Source organism: Stenotrophomonas sp. YJH_SMC_131 (genome assembly GCF_059367975.1).
On record NZ_JCAFRJ010000008.1, the window covers coordinates 19,690 to 43,887 of the forward strand.

The window sequence follows — 24,198 nt, forward strand, 5'->3', positions numbered from 1 at the left end:
ATGGGGTTGCCGGCCAGCGGCCGGCACTACCATCGCGGGTGCTCTGTGCGCCGGCACACGATCTGCGCTGCGCTTCGGTTCTGCCGTGGTACTGCCGGCCGCTGGCCGGCATCAGACCGGACCGAACACGGCCGAAGCGCACTCAAGCGGCGCTGAACGGCGAATGGCCGCGCTGAACATTGACTGGTAGTGCCGGCCGCTGGCCGGCATCACACCCAGACCGACCACGCATGCGGATACTCGCCAATCTGCCCAGCAAGACCGGCGCGTACCGGATTCCCCAGGATGTACAGCGCTTGCCGCGCCATCGACTCATCGGCCCTCACGGCATGATCGAAGTAGCCGGGCTGCCACACCGTACTTCGACGGCCCGCCAAGCGATTCAGGGCAAGCGCGCTCGACGATTTCATCCGGCGTGCGATGTCTGGAAGGTGGGCTGCGCGCAGCTCGAACATCCAGTGGACGTGATCCGGCATGACGACCCATGCGTGTGACCGTACGAGCCCGCGCTGCTCGATGTAATCGAACTGGTCGATCACACATGCTGCTGCAGCTTTGCTTTCAAGGAGCCGGCGGCGCTGATGCGTGGTAGTTGTCAGAACGTAGACCTGGCCGATGATCGAGTAACGGCCCAGGCGGAGGCGATGGCTGCTCATGCGCCATGGTGGGTCGATCATTGCGCGTTGGCTGTCGGGCCATGGCTCGACGGGGGTTGGGAGATGTCTGAAGGTGAATGAGGTTGCCGGCCAGCGGCCGGCACTACCGGGGGCCGTAGGTTGCCGGCCAGCGGCCGGCACGACCACAGCCGGCAGGCGGCCGTCGGGGCTCAGCCGCGCAGGGTGGCGCCGCCGTCGACGTACAGGTCGCTCATGGCCACGTGCCCGGCCTGATCGGAGAGCAGGAACATCACCGAGTGCGCGATGTCCTCCGGGGTGGCCAGCTTGCGCAGTGGAATGCCGGCCTTGTAGGTCTCCAGGCTGCCGGCGATCACCCGCTCGGCACCGTGCTCGTCCTGCCACATGCCGGTCTGCATCGGGGTCAACGTCGATCCCGGGGCGACGATGTTGCAGCGGATTCCCAGCGGCGCCAGCTCCAGCCCGAGGCAGCGGGTGAACATGGTGGCGGCGGCCTTGGATGCCGCATAGGCGGCCATCCCGTGTCGCGGCACACCGGCCGCATTCGAGCTGACGGTAACCATCGCGCCCTGCCCGCGCGGCGACATCACCCGCGCCAGAGCACGCCCGACATGGAACACGCCGTCGGTGTTCACCGCGAACACCCGGCGCCAGTCGTCATCGCCGGTCTCGGTCACGCCGCCCACATGCAGCACACCGGCCACGCTGGCGGCCAGCATGATCGGCCCGATGCTGGACTCGACCCGATCCACCAAGGCGTCGACGGCCGCACTGTCGGTCACGTCAAGAGCAAACGCCTGCACACGTGCATCCGCGAACATGGGTGCCTCGCGATCAGTCGCCACCACGATGCAACCGGCCGCGGCCAACAGCCGTACCAGTGCCTCACCGATGCCCCCGGCGGCACCGGTCACCAGCGCCACACGACCTTCAAAACCGGTCAATTGCATGTTGCGGTCTCCTGTTGCTCGTCCCAGTGGCGCAACCGCGCCGACAACCACGGTGCCAGCTGCGCCACCGCATCGCGGCCGGTCAGTTCGGCGTGCAGGAACGGCAGTTCCAGTGCCTGCACCTTGCGCGCGTGGCTCCGCCACAACGCCGACTGCAGCTGTGGCCGCGCCTGGTGATCCCGGCCAGCGCGGACGTGCACCAGCGTGCCCTCGAACGGCCGGTGGATATGTTCACGGATCAGCCGATTGGTACCGGTCACCGCGCGCACCACGCCGTCAAGCACCACATCCGGCAGGCTGCCCAGTGCACTCCCGCCGCGACGCAGGAACGCGAGTATGCGTTCCCGGCTGTCCAGTTCCGGATGCGCATCCGGGTCATGGCCGGCAATCGCCAGTAGTGCCCGCAGTGCGGCGACGGCGTCCGGTTCAGGCTCGGCCCGCCAGCACTCGCTGGGATAGGCGTCCAGCAGCACCAGCTCTCCAACGTCGCGGCCGATCTCATGCAGCCGCACCGCCATCGCCTGGGCCAGGATGCCGCCCACCGACCAGCCCAGCAGATGCACCGGCCCCTTCGGCTGCAGTGCGACCACGCGCTGTACGTAGTCGTTGGCCATCGCCTCGATGCTGCTCGGCAGTGGCAGCCGCGCGTCCAGTGCCGGCGACTGCAGGCCATACACCGGGCGGGCTGGTTGCAGTGCCCGGGCGAGGGTGCGGTAGTTCCAGGCGATGCCACCGGCCGGGTGCAGCACGAACAGCGGCGTGGGCCCGGCAGCGTCGGTTGCGGCCAGCGCGATCACCGGCCCCAGCGCGTGATCGGCCAGCGCGGGTGGCGCGGCAATACGAACCGCCAGCGCGGCCACGGTGGGCTGGGCAAACAAGGCGCCCAAACCCAGATCGCAGCGCCAGCGCTGCTCGATCGCCAGCAGCAGGTGCACCGCCGACAGCGAGTCACCGCCGAGACTGAAGAAGTCCGCATCCACCGCCACCGGCGCCTCACGCCCAAGCGCCTGTGCGAACAGCAACGCCAGCTCCTGTTCCAACGGCGTGCGCGGCGCCAAGCCGGCAACTTCACGTTGCGGTGGCTTCGGCAACGCATTGCGGTCGAGCTTGCCGTTGGCGGTCACCGGCCAGTGGTCCACACCAACGATGGCCGAGGGCACCATGTAGTCCGGCACACGCGTGGCGAGGTGGCTGCGCAGCATTACGGCATCGGCAAGCGCGGTCGGCACATAGGCCACCAGACGCGCTTCGCCGGGAGCATCCTGGCGTAGCAGCACTTCCACCCGCTCCATGCCCGGCAGTTCGCGCAAAGCCGCCTCGATCTCGCCCAGTTCGATGCGCAGGCCGCGCAGTTTCACCTGATGGTCGCTGCGGCCCAGGTACTCCACCGCACCATCGCGGCGCCAGCGCGCCACGTCGCCGGTGCGGTAGATGCGCTCGCCCGCCAGGAAAGGATCGGCAAGGAAGCGTTCGGCGGTCAGATCGTCGCGACCGAGATAGCCGCGTGCCAGCTGCACGCCGCCCAGGTACAGGTCACCGGCCACACCGACCGGCACCGGCTGCATCCGGGCGTCCAGCACGTACAGGCGGGTGTTCCAGACCGGGAAGCCGATCGGCACCGGCCGCGAGCAATCCTGCGCTGACGCCGGCCAATAGCTGACATCTACTGCGGCCTCGGTCGGGCCGTACAGGTTGTGCAGTTCTGCGCGCACGCGCGCATGGAAGCGGTCGCGCAACGCAGCGTCCAGCGCCTCGCCACTGGTGAATACGCGGCGCAGCTGCAAACCTTCGGAGGCCGGCGCAGCGAGGAAGGCGTCGAGCATCGACGGCACGAAATGCGCGGTGGTGATGCCATGGCCCCGGATCAAGCGCGCCAGTTCAGTGGGATCGCGATGCGCATCGGGCCTGGCAACCACCAGCGTTGCCCCGCACAGCAGCGGCAGGAAGAATTCCCAGACCGAGACATCGAAGGTGGCCGGGGTCTTCTGCAGCACGCGGTCATCGGCGCCGATGCCGTAGTGCTCGCGCATCCACAGCAGGCGATTGACGATCGCGCGGTGTTCGACGACCACGCCCTTGGGCTCGCCGGTCGAACCGGAGGTATAGATCACATAGGCGGCATCGCTGGGCGCAGGATCCGCCCATGGCGTCGCGAAACTCAGCGCGGTCCACTGCTCCGGCGCGAGCACCGGCACACCGGCCACGCGCACCGATACGTCTGGCGCAGCCAGTACGCACACCGGCTGCGCCGACGCAAGAATACGTGCCAACCGCTCGTCAGGATGGGCAAGGTCCAGCGGAAGATAGGTCGCGCCTGCGCGCAGCACCGCGACCAGCGCGAGCACCAGTTCCAGCGAGCGCGGCAATGCCACCGCGACTACGCTGCCCGGGCCGACGCCCATCCCGCGCAGTTGTGCGGCAAGCGCGAAACTGCGCGCTTCCAGCGTTGCATAGTCGAGCGTAGTGTCGCCGAACACCAGCGCCGGCGCGTGCGGATCCCGATCCATGCCCTGCTGCAGCAGTTCAACCAGGGTAGTCTCGGGAAGCGCATGCGCGGTGGCATTGAAACCGTGCAGCACCTGCTGCGCCTCCTCAAGCGTCGCCAAAGGCACGGCTGCGATATCGTCAGCCTGCAATGCTGCCGACACGAAATGCAGCAACCGCGCTGCATGCGCCTCGACATCCTCGCGACTGTACAGCGCGGGATTGGCCTCGATCTCCAGATCGAGAAGGTGCTGGCCATCGCCACGGAAGCCCAGTGTCAGATCATCCACCGGCCCGGTGCACAGCACCTCCAGCGTCGCCTGCACGCCGGCCAGCGCCAGCGGCTTGTAGAACGGCTGCACATTCACCAGCGGACCGTGCAGGCGCTGCTGCGCGCCGACCAGCCCCAGGTCCCGGCGCAGCTGCTCACTGCGGTAACGGCCGTGCTTGCGACCCTGGCTGAGCTGCCGGCCCAGGCCGCGGGTGAAGGCCTCGACGCTGCCCTCGCCGGCCGCTACGCGCAGCGGCAACACGTTCATCGCCATCGCCGGCACCCGCGCCGACGCGTTGCCGAGCCGGCCCATGTAGGGCACGCCCAGCACCACTTCATCGGCGGCGCTCATCCGCCGCAGGTACTCGGCCGCCAGCGCGGCCAGCACATCCGGCCAGGGCTGCAGCCAACGTGCCGAGGCCTGCAGCAGCTGCTCACGGAAGGCCGCATCGAGCGGCTGCACCCAGCGCAGCGCATCGTCGCTGGCCGCCACGGTACCCGCCAGGCCCACGCCCGCCGGCGCCCCCTGCAACTGCTCGCGCCACCAGTGCCCGGCCTGCGCACGACGCGGGTCGGCACGATAGGCGGCGTCATCCGCCAGCACGCCCGCCAGCCCTGGCAGCGGTTCAGCCATGCGACCGGCATGCAACGCGCACACGCGATCGGTGAACAGCGCCATGCCGTAGCCATCGGCGGCCAGATGATGCACGCGCAGGTACCAGACCCAGCGCTTCCCGCCCAGGTCAAACAACACCTGCTGACTGATCCGGTCACGGGTGGGATCGACCGGGCTCAGACGGTCGGTGTGCATCAGGTTGCGTGCCGCAGCGGCGGGATCCGCCGCGGCGGAAACATCGCGCACCGAAAGCAGCGGCACGTGTGCCGGGTCATGCCACTGCAGCGGCTGGCCATCGGCCCCTTCGGCAAAGCGCAATGCGAAGGCCTGGGCCTCGCCTGCAGCCTGGTCTGCCGCTGCAATGAACGCGGCCACGTCCAACGGGCCGTCGATCCACACCGCGTGCGCGGTGTTGAACGACGGATTGTCCGGTGCCAGCCGCTGTGCAAACCACAGTCCGGCCTGGGCCTCGGTCAATGCCACCGGTGTGGCCAGCGCAGCGGCGTTCATGCGTTCTGCGCGGCCTGCAGTTGCTGCACCACAGCCCACCACTGGCGCAGCGTGGTGTGCTCGGCCAACTGTGAGAACTCCAGCGGCAATCCGGTGTTGCCCCAGGCCAGGACCAGGCCGAGCATGCGCATCGAGTCCAGGTCCAGGTCGATCAGGTTGTCGTCGTCACCGATCTCGGCCGGGGCACATTCCAGCACGCGCGCCACGTCGGCACGCATCCGCTCCAGATCCAGCACCTCACCCGTGGCGGCCATCACAGCACCTCCAGCAACTGGTCGGTGGTCATCGGTACGCCACAGGTGCGGGCGATCCAGTACAGGGCCTGATCGTGGTCGGCACGCGAGAAATCCGCTACCGCATCGGCCGCGATGAACGCCTCGATGTCGCGCTGGAAGGCTTCGACCACGGTGGCCGTGCAGCCTATATGCGCATACACGCCAGTGACCAGCAACTGGTCGCGGCCACGCACCCGCATCAGCGTCTCCAGGTTGCTGCGCTGGAACGCGCTGTAGCGGTGCTTCACCAGCACGTGCTCGCCAGGCTGCGGTGCCAGTGCCTCGATGATTGGTTCATGGTCGGCGCTGCGACGCATGCCTGGTCCCCACAGGTCGGCCTGCAGGCCACGGTCACGGCGGTCCTGGTCGCCATGCTGGGCGGTGTAGAACACCGGAATGCCGTGCGCGCGGCAATGCGCCAGCAGCCGTGCGATGTTGTCCACTGCCGGCCGCAGCGGTGCGTTGCCGGCGTCGAATGCGGCCAGGAAATAGCGCTGCATGTCGTGCACCAGCAGGGCGGCACGATCGCGCTGCGGGCGCCACGGGCCGCGCGCCTGCGGCAGCTCGGCGGCAGTCGGCAAGGGGTAATCGGTGATACGGGGCAGCGCCATCAGCGCGTTCCTCCTGTCTGTTGCAGATGACGCGCACGCAGCTGCGCGCGCAGTTCGCGGCGGCTGATCTTGCCGACCGCGGTGGTATCGAAACTGTCGACGAACACGACCTGGTCGGGCACCTTGAACGCGGCCAGGCCGCGCCCGCGCATCCAGGACTTCAGCGCCGGCGCCTTGAACGGCTCGCCCTGCGCAATCACGAACGCGCAGCTGCGCTCACCGAGATACTCGTCAGGAATGGAGACCACGGCGGCGTCGAACACGCCGGGGTGGGCCAGAAGGTGATCTTCGATCTCCTCGGCGGAGATTTTCTCGCCCGCCCGGTTGATGTGGTCACCGGCACGGCCCTGCACCACCAGGTAGCCTCCGGGCAGCTGCTGCACGCGGTCGCCGGTGCGGTAGAAGCCGTCGTCGGTGAACGAACGCGCATTGGCCACCGCATCGTTGTGGTAGCCACGGATGGTGTAAGGGCCGCGGGTCAGCAGATGCCCTACCTCGCCTTCCGGCACCGGCTGGTCATGGTCATCGACCACGCGCACCTCGTCGTCCGGGCTGATCGGCCGGCCCTGGCAGGCTACGATCAGTTCTTCCGGATCATCCAGCCGTGTGTAGTTCACCAGGCCTTCGGCCATGCCGAACACCTGCTGCAGGGTGCAGCCCAGGCCGTCAATCACCCGCCGTGCGGCTTCCGGCACCAGTTTGGCCCCGCCTACCTGCAGTACCTGCAGGCTGGACAGGTCGTGCTTGCTGGTGGCGGCGGCCTGTGCCCACAACAGCGCCAGCGGCGGCACCAGCCCACAGCAGGTCACTTGCTCACGCGCGATCAGCGGGAAGGCCACGTCCGGCCCCGGACCGGGGCTGAGCACTACCCGGGCACCTGCATACAGCGCGCCGAAGAAACCGGGCGAGCTCATCGGGAAGTTGTGCGCGGCCGGCAGCGCGACCAGGTACACGCTGTCGCGGTCGATGCCGCAGATGTCATTGCTGGCACGGAACGAGTAGATGTAGTCGTCGTGGGTGCGTGGAATCAGCTTGGACAGCCCGGTGCTGCCACCGGAGATCTGCAGGAACGCCACCGACTGCGGGTCCGGGTCGGCCGGCAGCTGGTTGCGGTCTCCCTGCAGCGCCTCGAGCGTGGTGAACTCTGCTGCGTCGCCATCGATGACCACGTGGCGCAGCGCCGGCACCTCGGCCTGCAGCGCCCGCGCCAGCCCGCGATGATCAAAGCCATCGTGCAGGTCGGCAGTGATGTAGGCACTGGCTTCGGCCTTGTTGGCGAAGTGCACCAGCTCGGTGATGCGGTGCGCCGGCAGCGCGTACACCGGCACCAGGCCGGCGCGGAACAGCCCGCATACGGTGGCGATGAACCCGGCGGTGTTGCCCAGCTGTACCAGCACCCGCTCACCGGGTTGCAGGCCGAGTGCCAGCAGTCCGGCACCGATGCGACCGGCCTCGTGCCACAGCTGCGCGTAGCTCAGGCGCACATCGCCAGCGACCACGGCGATGTCATCAGCGTAGCGTTCCGCACGCTCACGCAGGAACGCCGGGAAGGTCTCGCCGCGCCAGTAGCCCGCCTCGCGATAGCGCGCCACCAGCGCATCGGGCCATGCCTGCTGCAGTGGCAGGCGGGAAGAAACAGTGGGCGTGTTCATGCAGCAGGCTCGATGACGGGCGCGGCGTCGTGGACGCCCAACGCGTTCAACAGGGCGGCAAACTTCGCCGCGGTTTCGGCGACCTCGGCCTCGGGCTGCGACTGGGCAACGATGCCGGCGCCGGCGTACAGGCGCAGCTGCGTGCCCTGCAGGCGTGCGCAGCGGATCGCCACATACCAGTCACCATCCCCTTGCGCATCCAGCCAGCCGACCGCACCGGCATAGAAGCCACGCGGCACCGGCTCAAGCTCGCGGATACGCTGCAGTGCCGCCAGCCGGGGTGTACCGCAGACCGCCGGCGTTGGATGCAACTGCGCCAGCAGCTCGGCCGCCGATGTCTGCGGATCCTTCAGGGTGGCGTGGATGCGGGTGCCGAGATGCCACATGCTGGCGGTGGCATGCAGCACCGGGCGCGGCTGCGCATCGATGTGGCTGCAGTACGGCGCCAGGCCCTCGATGATGGCCTCGACCACGTGGCGGTGCTCGTCATGGTCCTTGTTCGAAGCCAGCAGCGCCTGCGCGGCGCGCTCGTCCTCGGCGGCATCGGCACTGCGGCGCGCGGACCCGGCCAGCGGGTGCGACAACAGCTCGGCGCCACGCTTGCGCAGCAGCAGCTCCGGTGTTGCGCCGACCAGCCAGGCCGGTGCGTGCCCCGGTTCAACCGGAAGCGGCACCGCATAGGTCGCCACCGAGGGATCCGCGCCCAACCGCGCCAGCAGCACCTCTGGAGACAGCGCATGGCGGCTGTGCGCCAGCAGGCTGCGCGCCAGCACCACCTTGTGCAGGTCCTGGTCGGGCGCGCGCAGCGCCTTCACTGCCTCGGCAACCGCGGCTGCATAGTCCTGCGCTGCGGGCTCCGCCTGCAGCGGGCCCTGCAGCGCCGGCGCCGCCCGTGGTTGCAACGGCAGGGCCGGCAGCAGGCGCTCGGGCTGGTACAACGCGTCGTCGGCACGCGGTTCGAATGGCACCGCACCGACCAGCAGGCCCGGACCGCCACGCTGCTGGGCGAAGAAGGCCGCAACGCGCTCCGCCAGGGTTGCCAGCGCGCCACCCGGCAGCGCGAGGCGGCAACCGCGTGCGTGCACATGCTGGCCGGCATGCTGCAGCAGGAACAACGACGCGTCGTCAGTGCTCTCCAGCGGCGCGGGCGCAGCCTCCGGCCACGCGCCCTGCATCAGGGAATCGTTCATGGGGTCTCCTTCATCCGATGCGCTGCAGCCAGCGCGCACAACAACAGCAGCAGCGCGCCGACCAGCAGATATGGCAGGCTGGGCCCGCCGCGATACAACAGCGTGCCGAGCATCGGCCCGGCCACCATGCCCAGCCCCTGCGCGGCAGCGACCGTGCCCGCCGCGGCACCCTGCTCGTGCGCTTCCACCGCGTCGGCGGCCAGCGCCTGGAACGAGGGGAATACGAAGCCCATGCCGAACGCGGCCAGCGCGTATGCCGCCGGCAACTGCCAGCCCTGCTGCACGCCCGCCACCGAAGCAAAGCCAATGCCGGAAATCAGCGCGCCGAGGATGATCCAGCGGCGCGGATGCACCTCCAGCTTCATCACCAGCGCCTGCGCCAGGATCAGGCCGATGCCGACCGCGGTCAGCGCGATGCCGGCCATGCGTGCACCAGCGGCAGCATCCAGGCCCAGGCGATCAATCGCGAAAAAGCCCACCGTCACCTGCGCGATGGTCACCGAGACCATGGCGATGAGCGCCGCCAGCTGCGGCAGGCGCAGGCGCGGGTCGAGGCGGCTCATCGGCGCGCGGCGCTGTGCGGACGCGCCAACCACCGGCGGTGTAGCCGGCAGCCGCCAGGCCAGCAATGCCAGTGCCAGCAGCGGCAGCAACGCGGCCACGTACAGCGCCAGCGAAAGGTTGGTATAGGCAAGCCAGCCGGCAGCGGCCGGCCCGAGCACCATGCCCAGCGCATTGGCGCTGCCCAGGCGGGCGAGGAATTTCGCACGTTGGCCGGTCGGTGCCTTGTCGGCGATGAGCGCGGCTGCGGTAGGCGGCACCGCCGCGTAGAACAGGCCGATCAGGCCTCGCGCACCGACCAGCACCAGCACCGATACCAGTACCGGCGGCACCGCCTGCAGGGCAACGTCGATGAACACCGCCAGCGCGATGTAGACCACGGTGTAGGCGCTCATCGCCAGCATCAGCACGCGCTTGCGGCCGATGCGGTCGCTGAGCTGGCCCCATGGGCGCGCGGCCAGCATCCACAACGCGCCCGCGGCGGTGACCGACAGTCCGGCATGCCACTCGGACAGCCCGAGCATGCGGACCACCGGACCGATCACGGCGACGAAGGACATCATCGCCATGGTGCCGATCAGGGCGGCCACTACCAGCGCCGGCAAGCCGGGAACGACGGGACGTGCGTGCATGGAACACCAGCCGTAACAGGAAGGGATCGCCGGGCGCACGTGCGCCCCGCCCGGCGCCGGCCCTGCTCAGGACCGGACGCCATCCTCAAATGATAACGGCTCGTATTTGCATTTGATACCCATTCTCTTGAACGGGCACGCAACAGCGACTTCAGCGCACCGCGCGCAGGCCCAACAGGCCACGGCGCTTGAACCACCATTCCAATGGCAGCGTCACCAGCGGCGGGATGGCTGCCAGTAGCGCCAGCGCACTGGCCCACCACGGCCAGCGCAGGCGCAGCGCCGCGAACAGCGTCACCGCCACATAGAGCAGGAACGCCACGCCGTGCAGGGGTCCGAACAGCTTCACCAGCGCCACGTTGGCCATGGGGCCGTACTTCATCCACATGCCGATGAGCAGGCCGGCCCAGGTCACGGCCTCGATGAAAGCGACCGCGGCGAACAGGCGTCCGCTCGGGTGCATGGGGGAACGTTGGGTCACACGGGGCTCCGGCAGCGGGGTATCAAATGCGAATGATACGCAGATGCACACTGCATGTAGAGCCGAGCCGTGCTCGACTGCTGGAGCGTGTCCACCAAGGTGGACACCTACCGGGGCATATTCGGCAGAACCTGCTCCCCGATCTCACGCAACACCGCGTCCATCGGCCGCCCGTTGTCGACCAGATTGAACATCACGTGCGCCACGCCCTGCCCATGCACGCGCAGCAGATAGTCACGCAGGCCATCGCGGCCGACCTTCAGGCCCAGCGGCAGCGGCTCGGCTGGCGCCTGCGGATCTGCCTGCAGATCCAGCAGCATCGACTGCACGAACGGCTTGCCTGGGCCACCACGCTGCACCAGCGCCTGCTGCCACAGGCCGATGCGCCCCTCCTGCGCGGCCTCCTCACGATGATAGGTGGCCCAGCCTTCGGCCTCGCGCGCGATCCACTGCAGGCTCTGCCGCGCGGTACCCACCACCAGCATCGGGATGCGGGTTGCCGGCGCCGGCAGCACGTCGAAGCCACCCGTGGCCTGCAGTACGGCGGTCCGCGCATCGGCCTCCGGTGACAACGCCGCGCGCAGCAACGTCCAGCGCTCACGGAAGGTCGCCGCCCTGCCCTCCAGATCCTCGCCGAAGGCGGCGAATTCTTCCGGGCGGTCACCCGAACCCAGGCCCAGCACGAACCGCCCTGCACTGATCCGGTCCAGGCTCAAGGCCGACTTCGCCACCTGCAACGGCTGGCGCAACGGCAACACGATGGCGGCGGTACCGACCACGATGCGCGTGGTCGCGGCGGCCAGCATGCCCAGCCACAGGAAGGGGTCGTCCAGCGCGCTCGCCGTCGCGTCCGGACCCTGCGGCACCATCAGCGGTACATCGCGCGCCCACAACGCGGCGAAACCAAGATCGTCGGCCAGCCGCGCAATGCGCCGCGCCGCGCCCGGATCGGCCAGCCCATGCGCCGCAACGGGCGTCATCAGGCCCAGGCTCAGTCCCTGTTGCGGAAACAACGAAGCGTAGGCGGGATTGAATTCACTCATGGGACCAGCTTAGCGTGCAGGCAACCGGCGACGATCACACGCCACACGCCACAGGAAGATCGCTGCATGCCGAGGATCCGCCCCGCCCACATCGATGACATGCCCGCGATGAGCGCGGTATGCCTGGCCGCATTCACTGCGGCCGTCGCGCCCTCGCTCAGCGCGGCCGGCATTGCTACGTTCGGCAGTGTCGCCGCCGCCGATGCGTTCGCTGCACTCCTGCAGGGTGACAACCACATCCTGGTGGCCGAGCAGGATGGCCGCATCCTCGGCGTGGTAGAGCTGAAGGAAGGCCGCCACCTGGCGATGCTGTTCGTCGATCCCGCCTGCCAGGGCCAGGGCATCGGCCATGCCCTGTTCGAAGCCGTGCTGCCGCACCTGCGCACACCGGTGCTGACCGTGCGCGCCTCGCTCAACGCAGTGCCTACCTACCTGCGCTATGGCTTCGTGCTGGACGGTGATGTCGGCGAGTTCAACGGGCTGGTGTACCAGCAGATGGTGCGGGCAGCCGCCTGAGGGCAGCGGGTGTCATGCCCCGCTGCACGGCCGATATAAGCAAACTGAATCAGCACACTCCCCGGCCATTCCTACAATGGAGTGTCCCCCCTTCGAGATGCCGCCGATGCGCGTCGCGCTTTCCGTGTTGCTGCTGGCTTCGGCGCTGAGCGCCTGCACCCCGGCCCCGGTGTCCACCGCCAGCTCCGCCGAGGCGCCCGCGCCGGCGTCCGCCATCGCCTGGCGCCAGGGCGATGTGGACGATGCCTTCGCCGAGGCCGCCGACAGCGGAAAGCCGGTGCTGCTGTACTGGGGCGCGGTCTGGTGCCCGCCGTGCAACCAGCTCAAAGCCGGCCTGTTCAAGGACCCGGCGTTCATCGCGTTGACCGGCAAGTTCGTGCCGGTCTACCTGGATGGCGACGAGGAAGGGGCACAGGCCTGGGGCGAACGCTTCGGGGTGCGCGGCTATCCGACCCTGATCGTGCTGGACCCACAACGCACTGAGCTCACCCGCGTGGCCGGCGGCAACGACGCGGCCGAACTGACCCGTGCGCTGACCGTCGCGGCCGGGCGCCGCAGCGCCATCGCCGCCACCCTGGCGACGGCACTGGCCACGCCGGACAGGCTGGCCGCCGAAGACTGGCAGGTGCTGGGCGACTACGGCTGGGAAGTCGACGCCAACCGCCTGGCCGGCGAGCGCAGGAGCCAGGATGTGCTGCGCCAGCTGTCCAAGGCCGCACCCGACGCGGCGCTGCAACGCCGCTTCGCCCTGCTGGCCCTGGCCACCGCCGACACGCCCGCCAGCTCGCCCACCGAGGTGCGTGAGCTGCTACAGGCAGTGCTGGCGCAACCTGCCGAAGTCCGTCGTAACCGCGAACTGCTGGGCTACGCGGGCGCGACGCTGGTCAAGCAGGCCAGTGCGGGGCCGGCCACCAGCAACACGCTGGGACAGCAGCTGCTGGTCGCACTGGAGCGCGCAGATGCCGAGCGCGGCAACCGTGCCGACGACGCGCTGTCGCGTGCGCTGACCGAAGTGTCGCTGGCCCGTCAGCAGCAGCCCAACGGCGCACTGCCCGCGGCCCTGGTTGAGCGGGTCAAGCAGCGCGTGGCCGCTGCCGATGCCGCCGCCACCGATGCGCATGCACGCCAGGCCACGATCAGCAGCGCGGTCTACGCACTGCGCCAGGTCGGCGACGACGCGGGCGCCGAGGCGCTGTTGCTGGCCGAGCTGAAGCGCAGCGAGCAGCCGTACTACTACATGCCCGAGCTGGCCGAACTGGCCGAGCAGCGCGGCGACACCGCCGGCGCACTGGAGTGGCTGAAGCGCGCCTACGATGGCGCGCAGGGCCCGGCCACCCGCGTACAGTGGGGCGTGCTGTACGTGGAGGGCCTGTTGAAGCTGGCGCCGGACGATGCACCACGCATCGAGCAGGCCACCGCCTCGCTGATCGCCGAACTGGAAGCGCAGCCGTCGGGCTACCACCAGCGTACCCGCCAGCGTTTCGAGCGCCTGGCCGGGCAGTTGAAGACGTGGAGCGGCAAGCACCAGGGCGCCGAAACACTGGCGCGGCTGCAGCAGCGGATGCAGCAGGCGTGCGGGGAACAGGTTGATGGTGCGTGCAAGGATTGGTTGAGTTGAGTTGATGAAGGCGCTGGCGGCTGGTTCGCCTGCCGGCGCTTTTGTTGATATCGGCTGTGACGGGGGAAGGGGCTGGCCGGGACACGCCGTAAACCCATCCTTGGGGGCTCGATGGCGCCATCCATGGCGCCAACGGTCCCGGCCAGCCCCTTCCCCCGCCACCCGACGGTTTCCTGCGAGCGCGGGCAGCGCAACAGCGCGCCGGTGAGGTTCGAAAAGCGGGTTCTGGTAGTGCCGGCCACTGGCCGGCAACCCGACCTTCGCTGATTGCCGGCCAGCGGCCGGCACTACCATGCCGCTCCTGCTCCTGCCTCTGACTCCGTCTCCGCGCCAGCGCAGGGAGCTGTCCTGCAGGGGCTGATGGGTCAGCGCAGGACCGTTGGCGCCACGGATGGCGCCATCGAGCCCCCATGGATGGGTTCACGGCGTGTCCTGCGCTGACCCATCAGCCCCTGCCTGCCAGGAAGAATCAAGGCGACGAACGCGCACGCATTTCAATCCCGCCCCTTGACCTCAACCAATGTTGAGGTGCGATAACAATCTCCCCACGGCCAGCCACTGGCCTTCCCCACGGAGATTGCTTCGATGTCGTACTCGCTTCCCCCGCTCCCCTACGCCTACGACGCCCTTGAGCCACACTTCGATGCGCGCACGATGGAGATCCATCACAGCAAGCACCACCAGGCCTACGTCAACAACCTCAATGCCGCCATCGAGCAGGCCGGCATCGCCGAGCAGCCGGTCGAGGCGCTGATCGCCAACCTCGGTGCCGTGCCCGAGGCGCAGCGTGGCGCGGTCCGCAACAACGGCGGTGGCCACGCCAATCACAGCCTGTTCTGGACCGTGCTCAGCGCCGACGGTGGTGCACCCGATGAGGAACTGGCCACCGCCATCGACCGTGACCTGGGCAGCTTCGATGCCTTCAAGGGCGCCTTCAGCAAGGCCGCGCAGACCCGTTTCGGCAGCGGCTGGGCCTGGCTGACCAGTGACCGCGATGGCCGCCTGCAGGTCGAAAGCAGCGCCAACCAGGACAGCCCGCTGATGGGTGCAACCGTGGGCCTGTCCGGCAATACCCCGATCCTCGCGCTGGACGTCTGGGAACACGCCTACTACCTGCACTACCAGAACCGTCGCCCGGACTACATCGGTGCGTTCTTCAACATCATCAACTGGGCCGAGGTCGGCCGGCGCTACCGCCAGGCCCGGGCCTCATGAGCGGCGAGACAGTGCCGTACGCCGGGCCGTGGGCGGGGGTCTTCCCCGCACCGGCGCCGGTGCCGTCGGTCGAGATGCCGCCGCGTGCCCTGCGGCGGCTGCTCGGCCATTTCCCGACCGGCGTGGCCATCGTCTGCGCGCGCGATGCACAGGGCAAGCCGGTCGGCCTGACCATCAACTCGTTCGTACCGGTCTCGCTGCAGCCACCGCTGGTGCTGTGGAACCTGGCGTTGCACGCGCAGAGCCTGTCCACCTTCCAGCGCGCCACCCGCTTTGCAATCAGCGTGCTGGCGGCCGACCAGGAAGCGCTGGCCCGGCGCTTCGCCGATCCGCAGGTCCGCAATCGCTTCGACGGCCTGGCATTGCTGGATGACGACGAGGACGCCCCACCCCGCATCGCCGGTGCCGTGGCCCATCTCACCTGTACCCGCCACGCACAGTGGCCGGTGGGCGATCACCTGCTGCTGGCCGGCCGCATCATCGACGTGCACGAGAACGGCGGCGCGCCGCTGCTGTTCCATCGCGGCCGCTTCCAGCCCGGCCCGGCCGAACTGCTGGTGGAGGTGCGCGGATGAACATCGAAGCTCTGGAATGCATGCTCGCCGCCGGCAAGGATGGCGCGCTGCTGCGCTTCGGCCTGGGCAAGGGCTGGCTGGATGCCGGCAACCCGGTGCGCGCGGCCACCCATCTGGGCCGTTGCGTGGTGCTTGATCCGCAGTACTCGGCGGCGTGGAAGCTGCTGGGCAAGGCCTGGCTGGCCAGTGGCCAGCCGCAGGCGGCGCGCGAAGCCTGGCAGCGCGGATTGAGCGTGGCCGGCAGCAAGGGCGACCAGCAGGCACGCAGGGAAATGCAGGTGTTCCTGCGCCGCCTGGACCGCGAGCAGGCGGAGCCGGCGAAGGCGGGCTGAGTTGATCAGCCCGCGTTGGCCGATGCCGGTGCGGACATGATGTCCGACATCGGCAGGCGGCGCGGCTTGCTCGGGAATGCGTGGCGCAGGATGCGCCAGACCACCTGGCCAAACTGGCGCGGCAGCGAGCCGTTGTTGTAGTGCTGGCCGTAGCGACGGCAGATGTCCTTCACTTCCTTGGCAATGGCCGCGTAGCGGTTGGCTGGCAGATCCGGGTAGAAGTGGTGCTCGATCTGGTGGCTGAGGTTGCCCGACAGCACGTTGATCAGGAAGCCGCCGCTGATGTTGGATGAACCGCGCAGCTGGCGCAGGTACCAGTGGCCGCGCGATTCATTGCGCAGGCATTCCTTCGGGAAGGTTTCCGATTCGGCGGTGAAGTGGCCGCAGAAGATGATCACGTAGGTCCAGATGTTGCGCAGTCCGTTGGCCACCATGTTGCCCAGCATCACGGTGAGGAAGAACGGGCCGGCCAGCAGCGGGAAGAACACGTAGTCCTTCAGCACCTGGCGGGCCATTTTCCGCGCCACCGGGCGGGTCTGCAGCCACATCGCACGGCCGCTGATACGGCCCTTCAGCCAGCGGCCCAGGCGCAGGTCCTGCGCGGCCACGCCCCACTGGAACAGCAGCGCGAAGATCGGCGCGATGATCGGCTGCAGCAGGTAGAACGGCTTCCAGCGCTGCTCCGGGAAGATGCGCAGCAGGCCATAACCGATGTCATCGTCCATGCCACGCACGTTGGTATAGGTGTGGTGGCGGAAATTGTGGGTCTTGCGCCAGTTGTCGGCAGTGGCAACGATGTCCCACTCATAGGTATTGCCGTTGAGCTTGGGGTCGCCGGTCCAGTCGAACTGGCCGTGCATGACGTTGTGGCCCAGCTCCATGTTCTCCAGGATCTTCGACAGCGCCAGCAGCAGCGTGCCGGTGATCGCGGCCGGCCACAGCAGCGGCATCCAGAACAGTGGCGAGAACGCCGCCAGGAACAGCAGGCCACGGCCCCCCACGCCAAACCAGCGCACGGCGGCGGCCACGCGGCGGATGTAGCGGGTATCGGAGGCGCCGAGGCTGCCGATCACACGGTCGCGGATCGCGTCGAGTTCCTCACCGAAGGCATGCATCTCGGCAGTACTCAGGGCACGGTCGGTAGCGCGGGTCATGGCAGGCGTCCTCAGAGATCCAGGGTCAGGTCGGTGGTCGGTGCGCTCACGCAGATCCGTACCGGCCGCGCCGATTCGGACTGCAGGTCGCCGGTGCGCAGGTGGCGGGTGGCGCCACTGACGCGGTCACAGCTGCAGGTGTTGCAGATGCCCATGCGGCAGCCATGCCTGGGCTTGATGCCATGGGCTTCCAGGCTTTCCAGCAACGAGCTGCCACGCGGCACGCTCAGCTGGCGGCCACTGCGCGCCAGCGTCAGCACGACCTCCCCTTCACTGCTGGCGTCACGCAGCGGTGCGGGAGGAGTGAACGCTTCCGCCTGGAAACCGGCGACCTGGTGCGCCAGGCGTTCGCGGGCGGCGGCAACGAAACCGTCCGGGCCGCAGGCCAGCACATGGCGCTGCGCCAACGGGGTGTCATCGCCCGCCACCTGCAGGTCGTGGGCATCGATACGTGCGGCGGGCACATCCCCTTCGCGGGTGGTCAGCAGGTGCACACGCAGGTTCGGCTGCCTGGCGGCCAACGCCTGCAGCTCATCACGGAACTGCAGGTGGGCGGCGCTGCGTTCCCAGTAGAACAGGTCCACCGGCGCTGCCAGCGGGCGCTGGCAGGCGTCGCGCAACAGGCTGCGCATCGGCGTGATGCCACTGCCGGCAGCCAGCAGCAACACCGGCGCCGCAGCCGGCATGTGGAACTCGCCGAAGGCGGCATCGAGGCGGAACAGTTCGCCCGGCTGCGCGTGGTTGACCAGGTGCTGGCTGACGAGGCCGCCGTCGATCGCCTTGACGGTGATCGCCAGCTCGCGCCGTCCCAGTGCGGTGGGGCTGTAGCTGCGCTGCCACAGGCGCCCTTCAATCTCCACGCCCAGGGTGACGTGCTGGCCGGCGCGCATGCCGGCCCAGTGCCGGTTGGTGCGCAGGACCAGGGTCGCCGCGCCCTCGCCGGCCGGCTCTCGCCGGACCAGGCGGGCCACCGGCTCGCGCAGGGTCCACAGGGGATTGAGCTGGCCCGCCCAGAAATCGAACAGCGACGGCGAGACCCAGCGGTACGGAGAGAACAGGGACGGACGGACGACAGCGCTCATGGGCGAACTATACGGGCGCACATACACCTGTGTATACATGTGTATATTGAACCGGATTGGGTATGATTCAGCCTCGCCCCACCGGAACCCCCATGGCCGCCGCCACCGCCTTGTCGACGCCTGAAGATGCCAACAGCCCGGCCCGCCGTACGGTGAGCCGCGAGGACCTGCTGGCCGCCGCCCTGAAACTGATCGGGCCGCACCGCAGCCTGTCCACGCTCAGCCTGCGCGAAGTGGCACGTGAGGCCGGCATCGCGCCGAACAGCTTCTACCGGCAGTTCCGCGACATGGACGAACTGGCCGTGGCGCTGATCGACGCCGCCGGCCGTTCGCTGCGGACCATCATCGGCGAGGCCCGCCAGCGCGCCACCTCCACCGCCACCAGCGTGGTGCGGGTTTCGGTGGAGACCTTCATGGAACAGCTGCGCGCCGACGACAAGCTGCTGCACGTACTGCTGCGCGAAGGCGCGGTGGGTTCGGACGACTTCAAGCACGCGGTCGAACGTGAGCTGCACTATTTCGAGGAAGAGCTGCAGCACGACCTGGTGCGTCTGGCCGCGCTGGACGGCGCCGTGCTGCATGCCCCGGAACTGGTGGCCAAGGCCATCACCCGGCTGGTGTTCGCGATGGGTGCCACCGCCATGGACCTGCCGCCGGAGAAGGACCCGGAGCTGATCGAAGAGATCTCCACGATGATCCGCATGATCATCGTCGGCGCCCGCACGCCCGCCGCGTTCCGCCGCGGCTGACGATCGCCCCCGGGGTCGGATCCCTTTCCAGGGGAAAGGGCTCTGACCCCAACCACACAGCAACACCAACCTCCGTGCATGACCACAGGCAGGGTTGCGGCCGCCAAATGTAATGTTATAACACAGCCATGATCTGGCTCGATCGGCGTTCCGCTCGGAATGACTGCGGCTTCCTTATATAGCACTTGCTATATTGATAAGCCACTGCTTTCATATGCGTCAGCCAGGTCGCCCTCGCCGCCTTTCTTTACCCCAAGGACGACGCCCTCATGCCCGTTGCCACGCCCCTCTTCGATCGGCTGCCCCTGGCCGCCGCCATTGCCCTGACCCTGCCGCTGGCTGCACTGGCCGCCACTCCGAAACCGACCGAACTGGACCGTGTGCAGGTCAAGGTGAGCACCGCCACGCGCAGCGAACGCCTGCTGTCGGACGTGCCGATCCGCACCGAGGTGCTGCGCAAGGAAGACATCGCGCTGCGCGCGGCCACCGACTTCTCGCGCGCCGCCGAGCTGATCAACGGCCTGCGCGTGGAGAGCAACTGCCAGAACTGCAACACCAGCGAAGTGCAGCTGCTGGGCCTGCCCGGTGCCTACAACCAGCTGTTGTTCGATGGCATCCCGCTGCTGTCCACGCTGGGCAGCGTGTACGGCCTGGAACAGATTCCTGCTGGATTCGTCGACCGCATCGAAGTGGTCAAGGGCGGTGGCTCGGCGCTGTACGGCCCGGGTGCGGTTGCCGGTGTGATCAACCTGATTCCGCCGCTGCCGGCGCGCAGTGGTGGCCATGTGCAGGCCGGCGTGGATGTCCTGAAAGGTACGCCGCAGAAGAACGCCGACCTGCGGCTGGACCTGGTGGCCAAGGAAGCAGACGCCGGCCTGTCCGTGATTGCCCAGCGCAACTGGAACAACGGCATCGACTACAACGGTGACGGCTACACCGAGATCACCCGCAAGAACCTCAAGGTCGGCGGGCTGCAGGCCTGGTACGCGCCCACGCCGGGTACGCGGCTGCGCCTGGACCTGCAGGTGACCGATGAAACCCGCCGCGGCGGCAACCGCCTGGACCAGCCCGAATACCTGGCCAACATCGCCGAATCGCTGGATACGAAATACCGGCGCGGCAGTGTGTCGTGGGACCAGGAGATCACTGCCGACGTCGATTTCCGCCTGGCCTACGCCTTCGCCGACATCGACCGCGACAGCTTCTACGGCGGTCTCGGCGACGTAGTCACCGATCCGTCCGCACCCGGCTATGACCCGTCGCAGCTGGACCGCAACGTGGCCGGCAGCGCGGCCTCGCGTTCGTGGCGCCAGTACGGCCGCACCCACAACCCGCTGCACTACATCGACAGCCAGTTGAACTGGCGGCTGGGCGCGCATGCGCTGGCCTTCGGCGTGCAGTACAAGCACGAGGCGCTGCGCGACGACAACCGCACCGGTGACGGGCAGCGTCTTGCGGTGCTGGAGGATGCGACCTTCCACAACCTGGGCGCGTTCATCCAGGACGAATGGAGCCTGCGCGACAACGTCGACCTGGTGCTGGGTGCACGCGTGGACAAGAGCTCGGAACTGGACAGCGCGGTGTTCTCGCCGCGCATCGCGCTGGCCTGGCAGGCTACACCGAACCTGAAATGGCGGGCGGGCATCGCCACCGGCTTCCGTGCTCCGGAGATCTTCGTTGAGGATGTGCACGTCGATACGCTCGGTGGCGAACAGGTACGCGTGCGCAATACCGATGGCCTGAAGGAAGAGCGCGCGTTGACCACCCTGTTCGGCTTCGACTGGCGCTCGGACCCGGCCAATCCGGTGTGGAGCTGGGATGCTACCGCCTCCTATGCACGCATCCGCGATACCTTCGCGCTGGGCGAGATCCAGCGCGGCGATGACGGCCAGCTGAGCCAGCTGCGTTACAACGCCTCCGGCTCGGACGTGCTGGGTGCGGAAACCAACCTCGGCTGGCAGCCGTCGCCGCAGTGGCGCCTGACCGCCGGCGCCTCGTGGTACCGCTCGCGCTTCCGCGAGCCGCAGCGCATCTTCGACGACAGCGGCGACGGTGGCGACGGTGGCGACACCGTGATCGAAAGCCGCGACTACCTGAAGACTCCGCGCTGGACCGGCCTGGCCCAGCTCAGCTGGATGCCGGCCGAACCGTGGGAGACCTTCGTCGCGCTGCGCCATACCGGGCCGATGTCGGTGCTGAACAACCGGTTGGGCGAACTGCACCGCACGCGTTCGTTCCTGGTCACCGATCTCGGGGCGCGCTGGCACCGTCACCTGGGCGCACAGGCGCAGCAGGAAGTGTCGGTGGCCGCGGGCGTCAAGAACGTGTTCGATCAGCGCCAGAAGGATCTGGAAGTGGGCGCACTGCGTGACAGCGACTATGTCTACGGGCCGCGCTTCGCGCGCTCGTGGTATGTCAACCTGCGCTATGCGTTCTGAAGCGCTGCGAGCGTTGGTGCTGGCCTGTGCCGTGCTGCCGGCCGCACCGACGGTGGCTGCGGACCTGCACGCGCAGGTCTCGGCCTCGTTGATGCGGCCGGAGCAGCGCTCGCTGCGGCCGATGCAGTGGTCGCCGCCGCCGAAGCTGGTCGCGCTGTACTTCGGTGCCGACTGGTGCGCACCGTGCCATGCGTTCGTTCCCACGCTGCGCAGCGTGCGCGACGCATTGCGCGAAGCCGGCGCCGATACCGAAGTGGTGTACGTCAGCCTGGATGAGAGCGAGAGCGCGCTGCGCCGCTACATGCACGCGCAGGACATGCCGTGGCCGGTGCTGGACCCGCGCCGCGCCGCGCGCATGCCGGCGCTGCAGGCATTGGCCGGGCTGGCACCGCCGAACCTGGTACTGATCGATGCCGACGGCACGGTGCTGGCCAACGGCTGGCAAGGCCGGCGCTATGAAGGCCTGCAGCCGGTGTTGAAGGAATGGATGAAACGGGCGTGTGCGCAGCAGCAGGCGCGCTGCCCGCCCGATCTGTAGAGTCGAGCCACGCTCGACGCATTCGATCACCGTGCGAACGGCAGCCGAGCATGGCTCGGCTCTACAAAAACCGGGATCGCGCGAACGGCCGGAGGCCATGGCCCGGCGCTACCGTTACGGCGCCTCGCCCTCGGCCTTGCGCACGAAGGCTTCGAACAAGGCCAGCGTCTGCTCGCTCACATGGTGCTCGATGCCCTCGGCATCGCGCCGCGCGGTATCCGCGTCCACGCCCAGCGCCAGCAGGAAACGCTCCACGGTCTGGTGGCGCTGGCGGCTGGCGTGGGCCAGCGCTTCGCCTTCCGGGGTCAGGAACACGCCACGGTACGGCCGCTGTACCACCCAGCCATCACGGGCCAGGCGCCGCAGCATCTTCGCCACGGTGGGCTGGGCCACGCCCAGTCGGGTGGCAATGTCGACCTGGCGGGCCTCGCCGCCGTCGGCCAGCAGGTCCGAAATCAGCTCGACATAGTCCTCCACCAGTTCCATCCGGTGCGCCTCGCGCACTTGCCGGAAGCTCTCGACCTGGCGCTCGGCCTCGATCAAGGGGGTGCTTTTCAGCGATGTCGAATCGTCGGTCTTGCCCACGCCTGCGCCTGTCCTTCCGGTGCAATCCGGTGTTGAACCTGAATTCTGGACCAGTCACACGACAAAGACGATTGTTTCACATTGCTAATGACTATAGCAGGAGCTATATTCGGACCCATGAACACCCTGGCGCCCCGCGACCCTTCGGCCTCCACTCCGGCCAGCCTGGGTGCGCTCAACGCCTCGGTCGCGGTGCCCGACAAGGGCCATTGGTGGTTCCGCCTGCTGGCCTTCCTCGGCCCGGGCTACATGATCTCGGTCGGCTACATGGACCCTGGCAACTGGGCCACTGACCTCGCCGGCGGTTCGCGCTTCGGCTACCTGCTGCTGTCGGTCATCCTCGTCTCCAACCTGATGGCGGTGATCCTGCAGGCGCTGTCGGCGCGGCTCGGCATCGCCACCGGCATGGACCTGGCGCAGGCCTGCCGCGCGCGTTACCCCAAGCCGGTGAACCTGGCGCTGTGGGCGCTGTGCGAGGCGGCGATCATCGCCTGCGACCTGGCCGAGGTGATCGGCACCGCCATCGCACTGAAACTGCTGTTCGATCTGCCACTGCTGTGGGGTGCGGTGATCACCGCGCTGGACACGCTGCTGGTGCTGCTGCTGATGAACCGCGGCTTCCGTGCGCTGGAAGCGTTCGTGATCGCGCTGCTGATGGTGATCTTCGCCTGCTTCGTGGTGCAGATCGCGATGGCTGCGCCGCCGGTGATGGCGGTGCTGGGCGGCTTCATTCCGCGCGCGCAGGTGGTGACCGATCCGCACGCGCTGTACATCGCGATCGGCATCATTGGTGCCACCGTGATGCCGCACAACCTGTACCTGCATTCGTCCATCGTGCAGACCCGCGCCTACCCACGTACCGATGAAGGCCGCCGCAGTGCGCTGCGCTGGGCGGTGACCGACAGCACCCTCGCGCTGACCCTGGCGCTGTTCATCAACGCCAGCATCCTGATCCTGGCGGCGGCGGTGTTCCATGCCAATGGCCGATTTGATGTGGAAGACATCGAGCAGGCGCACCAGCTGTTGGCACCGATGCTGGGTGTGGGCGCGGCGGCGACGTTGTTCGCGGTGGCCCTGCTGGCCTCGGGCCTGAATTCGACGGTGACCGCCACGCTGGCCGGCCAGATCGTGATGGAAGGCTTCCTGCACCTGCGAATGCCGCCGTGGCTGCGTCGGCTGATCACGCGTGCGCTGGCCATCATCCCGGTGGTGGTGGTGATCCTGCTGTTCGGCGACCAGGGCGCGGTGAAGCTGCTGGTGCTGAGCCAGGTGGTGCTGTCGATGCAGTTGCCGTTCGCGATCATCCCGCTGGTACGGATCGTGACCGACAAGGTGACGATGGGCGCGCTGGTCGCACCGCGCTGGCTGGGCGCGATCGCCTGGGTGATCGCGCTGGTCATCGTGGTGTTGAACGTGAAGCTGCTGGTGGACACCTTCGCCGGGGCGTAAACCGCATCCCTGGGGTCGGACTCCCTGCCGCAGGCA

22 protein-coding genes are annotated in these 24,198 nt (G+C 68.4%); 9 read left to right on the forward strand and 13 right to left on the reverse strand.

Annotated elements, in window-relative coordinates:
• Positions 1-209 precede the first annotated feature (209 nt).
• The 10 genes from AC5P56_RS16165 to AC5P56_RS16210 all read right to left on the reverse strand — a co-directional run bounded on the left by AC5P56_RS16165 (position 210) and on the right by AC5P56_RS16210 (position 11,911).
• Entirely contained in the window at positions 210-656 is a 447-nt protein-coding gene (locus tag AC5P56_RS16165; RefSeq protein WP_495231802.1) for an REP-associated tyrosine transposase, read from the reverse strand.
• A 170-nt stretch (positions 657-826) separates the two neighbouring features.
• Positions 827-1,585, reverse strand: a complete 759-nt coding sequence (locus AC5P56_RS16170; RefSeq protein WP_197574566.1) for a 2,3-dihydro-2,3-dihydroxybenzoate dehydrogenase — start codon at positions 1,583-1,585, stop codon at positions 827-829.
• A complete protein-coding gene (locus AC5P56_RS16175) occupies positions 1,576-5,466 on the reverse strand; it encodes an enterobactin synthase subunit F (RefSeq protein WP_495231803.1) in 3,891 nt (1,296 codons plus the stop codon). The genes AC5P56_RS16170 and AC5P56_RS16175 overlap by 10 nt, the downstream gene beginning before the upstream one ends.
• A complete protein-coding gene (locus tag AC5P56_RS16180; protein ID WP_075077147.1) occupies positions 5,463-5,720 on the reverse strand; it encodes a phosphopantetheine-binding protein in 258 nt (85 codons plus the stop codon). Before AC5P56_RS16180 ends, AC5P56_RS16175 begins: the two co-directional genes overlap by 4 nt.
• Positions 5,720-6,352: an isochorismatase family protein gene (locus tag AC5P56_RS16185; protein ID WP_329767903.1), complete on the reverse strand. Its 633-nt coding sequence runs from the start codon at positions 6,350-6,352 to the stop codon at positions 5,720-5,722. The genes AC5P56_RS16180 and AC5P56_RS16185 overlap by 1 nt, the downstream gene beginning before the upstream one ends.
• Positions 6,352-8,004 (reverse strand): (2,3-dihydroxybenzoyl)adenylate synthase, encoded by a 1,653-nt coding sequence (locus AC5P56_RS16190; protein ID WP_495231804.1) that lies wholly within the window; start codon positions 8,002-8,004, stop codon positions 6,352-6,354. The genes AC5P56_RS16185 and AC5P56_RS16190 overlap by 1 nt, the downstream gene beginning before the upstream one ends.
• Positions 8,001-9,194: an isochorismate synthase gene (locus tag AC5P56_RS16195; RefSeq protein ID WP_014647421.1), complete on the reverse strand. Its 1,194-nt coding sequence runs from the start codon at positions 9,192-9,194 to the stop codon at positions 8,001-8,003. Before AC5P56_RS16195 ends, AC5P56_RS16190 begins: the two co-directional genes overlap by 4 nt.
• Positions 9,191-10,387: an MFS transporter gene (locus AC5P56_RS16200; RefSeq protein ID WP_049439387.1), complete on the reverse strand. Its 1,197-nt coding sequence runs from the start codon at positions 10,385-10,387 to the stop codon at positions 9,191-9,193. Before AC5P56_RS16200 ends, AC5P56_RS16195 begins: the two co-directional genes overlap by 4 nt.
• 151 nt (positions 10,388-10,538) lie before the next feature.
• On the reverse strand, positions 10,539-10,850 hold the full coding sequence (locus AC5P56_RS16205) for a DUF3817 domain-containing protein (RefSeq protein ID WP_041863547.1): 312 nt from the start codon (positions 10,848-10,850) through the stop codon (positions 10,539-10,541).
• Between the two features lie 125 nt (positions 10,851-10,975).
• Positions 10,976-11,911 carry a TIGR03571 family LLM class oxidoreductase gene (locus AC5P56_RS16210; protein WP_288495315.1) on the reverse strand — a complete coding sequence of 312 codons (936 nt, stop codon included), beginning with the start codon at positions 11,909-11,911 and terminating at the stop codon, positions 10,976-10,978.
• Between the two features lie 66 nt (positions 11,912-11,977).
• On the opposite strand from AC5P56_RS16210, the gene AC5P56_RS16215 reads away from it, so the two are divergent.
• The 5 genes from AC5P56_RS16215 to AC5P56_RS16235 all read left to right on the forward strand — a co-directional run bounded on the left by AC5P56_RS16215 (position 11,978) and on the right by AC5P56_RS16235 (position 16,167).
• Complete coding sequence (locus AC5P56_RS16215) at positions 11,978-12,427, forward strand: GNAT family N-acetyltransferase (protein WP_134808986.1); 450 nt, start codon at positions 11,978-11,980, stop codon at positions 12,425-12,427.
• Positions 12,428-12,524: 97 nt separating this feature from the next.
• Positions 12,525-14,045 carry a thioredoxin family protein gene (locus tag AC5P56_RS16220; protein ID WP_041863549.1) on the forward strand — a complete coding sequence of 507 codons (1,521 nt, stop codon included), beginning with the start codon at positions 12,525-12,527 and terminating at the stop codon, positions 14,043-14,045.
• A gap of 585 nt (positions 14,046-14,630) precedes the next feature.
• Positions 14,631-15,260, forward strand: a complete 630-nt coding sequence (locus AC5P56_RS16225) for a superoxide dismutase (RefSeq protein WP_134808987.1) — start codon at positions 14,631-14,633, stop codon at positions 15,258-15,260.
• Positions 15,257-15,835 (forward strand): flavin reductase family protein, encoded by a 579-nt coding sequence (locus AC5P56_RS16230; RefSeq protein ID WP_032962524.1) that lies wholly within the window; start codon positions 15,257-15,259, stop codon positions 15,833-15,835. Before AC5P56_RS16225 ends, AC5P56_RS16230 begins: the two co-directional genes overlap by 4 nt.
• Positions 15,832-16,167, forward strand: a complete 336-nt coding sequence (locus AC5P56_RS16235; RefSeq protein WP_075077115.1) for a tetratricopeptide repeat protein — start codon at positions 15,832-15,834, stop codon at positions 16,165-16,167. The genes AC5P56_RS16230 and AC5P56_RS16235 overlap by 4 nt, the downstream gene beginning before the upstream one ends.
• A 5-nt stretch (positions 16,168-16,172) precedes the next feature.
• Here AC5P56_RS16235 and AC5P56_RS16240 read toward each other — a convergent pair whose 3' ends face one another.
• Together AC5P56_RS16240 and AC5P56_RS16245 are read right to left on the reverse strand one after the other, a co-directional pair.
• Complete coding sequence (locus tag AC5P56_RS16240) at positions 16,173-17,321, reverse strand: fatty acid desaturase family protein (protein WP_014647430.1); 1,149 nt, start codon at positions 17,319-17,321, stop codon at positions 16,173-16,175.
• Positions 17,322-17,332: 11 nt separating this feature from the next.
• The gene (locus AC5P56_RS16245; RefSeq protein WP_288495313.1) at positions 17,333-18,403 is read right to left on the reverse strand and encodes a ferredoxin reductase; all 1,071 of its coding nucleotides are present in this window, start codon (positions 18,401-18,403) and stop codon (positions 17,333-17,335) included.
• Between the two features lie 92 nt (positions 18,404-18,495).
• Between AC5P56_RS16245 and fabR the strand changes: the two genes are divergently transcribed.
• From fabR to AC5P56_RS16260, 3 genes are all read left to right on the forward strand, one after another.
• Complete coding sequence (gene fabR, locus AC5P56_RS16250) at positions 18,496-19,152, forward strand: HTH-type transcriptional repressor FabR (RefSeq protein ID WP_014647432.1); 657 nt, start codon at positions 18,496-18,498, stop codon at positions 19,150-19,152.
• Positions 19,153-19,421: 269 nt separating this feature from the next.
• Positions 19,422-21,590: a TonB-dependent receptor plug domain-containing protein gene (locus tag AC5P56_RS16255; protein ID WP_495231805.1), complete on the forward strand. Its 2,169-nt coding sequence runs from the start codon at positions 19,422-19,424 to the stop codon at positions 21,588-21,590.
• Positions 21,580-22,128 (forward strand): thioredoxin-like domain-containing protein, encoded by a 549-nt coding sequence (locus tag AC5P56_RS16260; protein WP_041863553.1) that lies wholly within the window; start codon positions 21,580-21,582, stop codon positions 22,126-22,128. The genes AC5P56_RS16255 and AC5P56_RS16260 overlap by 11 nt, the downstream gene beginning before the upstream one ends.
• Before the next feature lie 114 nt (positions 22,129-22,242).
• On the opposite strand, the gene mntR is transcribed toward AC5P56_RS16260, so the two are convergent.
• Positions 22,243-22,713: a manganese-binding transcriptional regulator MntR gene (gene mntR, locus AC5P56_RS16265; protein ID WP_014647435.1), complete on the reverse strand. Its 471-nt coding sequence runs from the start codon at positions 22,711-22,713 to the stop codon at positions 22,243-22,245.
• A 117-nt stretch (positions 22,714-22,830) separates the two neighbouring features.
• Here mntR and AC5P56_RS16270 point away from each other — a divergent pair, with 117 nt between their 5' ends.
• Positions 22,831-24,162, forward strand: a complete 1,332-nt coding sequence (locus AC5P56_RS16270) for an Nramp family divalent metal transporter (protein ID WP_049440868.1) — start codon at positions 22,831-22,833, stop codon at positions 24,160-24,162.
• The last annotated feature ends 36 nt before the right edge of the window (positions 24,163-24,198 follow it).

Coding starts and splice junctions, on each gene's coding strand:
- AC5P56_RS16190 (WP_495231804.1), bottom strand. CDS start 8,004: ATGAACACGCCCACTGTTTCTTCCCGCCTGCCACTGCAGCAGGCATGG.
- AC5P56_RS16255 (WP_495231805.1), top strand. CDS start 19,422: ATGCCCGTTGCCACGCCCCTCTTCGATCGGCTGCCCCTGGCCGCCGCC.
- AC5P56_RS16180 (WP_075077147.1), bottom strand. CDS start 5,720: ATGGCCGCCACGGGTGAGGTGCTGGATCTGGAGCGGATGCGTGCCGAC.
- AC5P56_RS16245 (WP_288495313.1), bottom strand. CDS start 18,403: ATGAGCGCTGTCGTCCGTCCGTCCCTGTTCTCTCCGTACCGCTGGGTC.
- AC5P56_RS16235 (WP_075077115.1), top strand. CDS start 15,832: ATGAACATCGAAGCTCTGGAATGCATGCTCGCCGCCGGCAAGGATGGC.
- AC5P56_RS16210 (WP_288495315.1), bottom strand. CDS start 11,911: ATGAGTGAATTCAATCCCGCCTACGCTTCGTTGTTTCCGCAACAGGGA.
- AC5P56_RS16195 (WP_014647421.1), bottom strand. CDS start 9,194: ATGAACGATTCCCTGATGCAGGGCGCGTGGCCGGAGGCTGCGCCCGCG.
- AC5P56_RS16260 (WP_041863553.1), top strand. CDS start 21,580: ATGCGTTCTGAAGCGCTGCGAGCGTTGGTGCTGGCCTGTGCCGTGCTG.
- fabR (WP_014647432.1), top strand. CDS start 18,496: ATGGCCGCCGCCACCGCCTTGTCGACGCCTGAAGATGCCAACAGCCCG.
- AC5P56_RS16200 (WP_049439387.1), bottom strand. CDS start 10,387: ATGCACGCACGTCCCGTCGTTCCCGGCTTGCCGGCGCTGGTAGTGGCC.
- AC5P56_RS16215 (WP_134808986.1), top strand. CDS start 11,978: ATGCCGAGGATCCGCCCCGCCCACATCGATGACATGCCCGCGATGAGC.
- AC5P56_RS16240 (WP_014647430.1), bottom strand. CDS start 17,321: ATGACCCGCGCTACCGACCGTGCCCTGAGTACTGCCGAGATGCATGCC.
- AC5P56_RS16175 (WP_495231803.1), bottom strand. CDS start 5,466: ATGAACGCCGCTGCGCTGGCCACACCGGTGGCATTGACCGAGGCCCAG.
- AC5P56_RS16220 (WP_041863549.1), top strand. CDS start 12,525: ATGCCGCCGATGCGCGTCGCGCTTTCCGTGTTGCTGCTGGCTTCGGCG.
- AC5P56_RS16230 (WP_032962524.1), top strand. CDS start 15,257: ATGAGCGGCGAGACAGTGCCGTACGCCGGGCCGTGGGCGGGGGTCTTC.
- AC5P56_RS16165 (WP_495231802.1), bottom strand. CDS start 656: ATGAGCAGCCATCGCCTCCGCCTGGGCCGTTACTCGATCATCGGCCAG.
- AC5P56_RS16170 (WP_197574566.1), bottom strand. CDS start 1,585: ATGCAATTGACCGGTTTTGAAGGTCGTGTGGCGCTGGTGACCGGTGCC.
- AC5P56_RS16185 (WP_329767903.1), bottom strand. CDS start 6,352: ATGGCGCTGCCCCGTATCACCGATTACCCCTTGCCGACTGCCGCCGAG.
- AC5P56_RS16205 (WP_041863547.1), bottom strand. CDS start 10,850: ATGCACCCGAGCGGACGCCTGTTCGCCGCGGTCGCTTTCATCGAGGCC.
- AC5P56_RS16270 (WP_049440868.1), top strand. CDS start 22,831: ATGAACACCCTGGCGCCCCGCGACCCTTCGGCCTCCACTCCGGCCAGC.
- AC5P56_RS16225 (WP_134808987.1), top strand. CDS start 14,631: ATGTCGTACTCGCTTCCCCCGCTCCCCTACGCCTACGACGCCCTTGAG.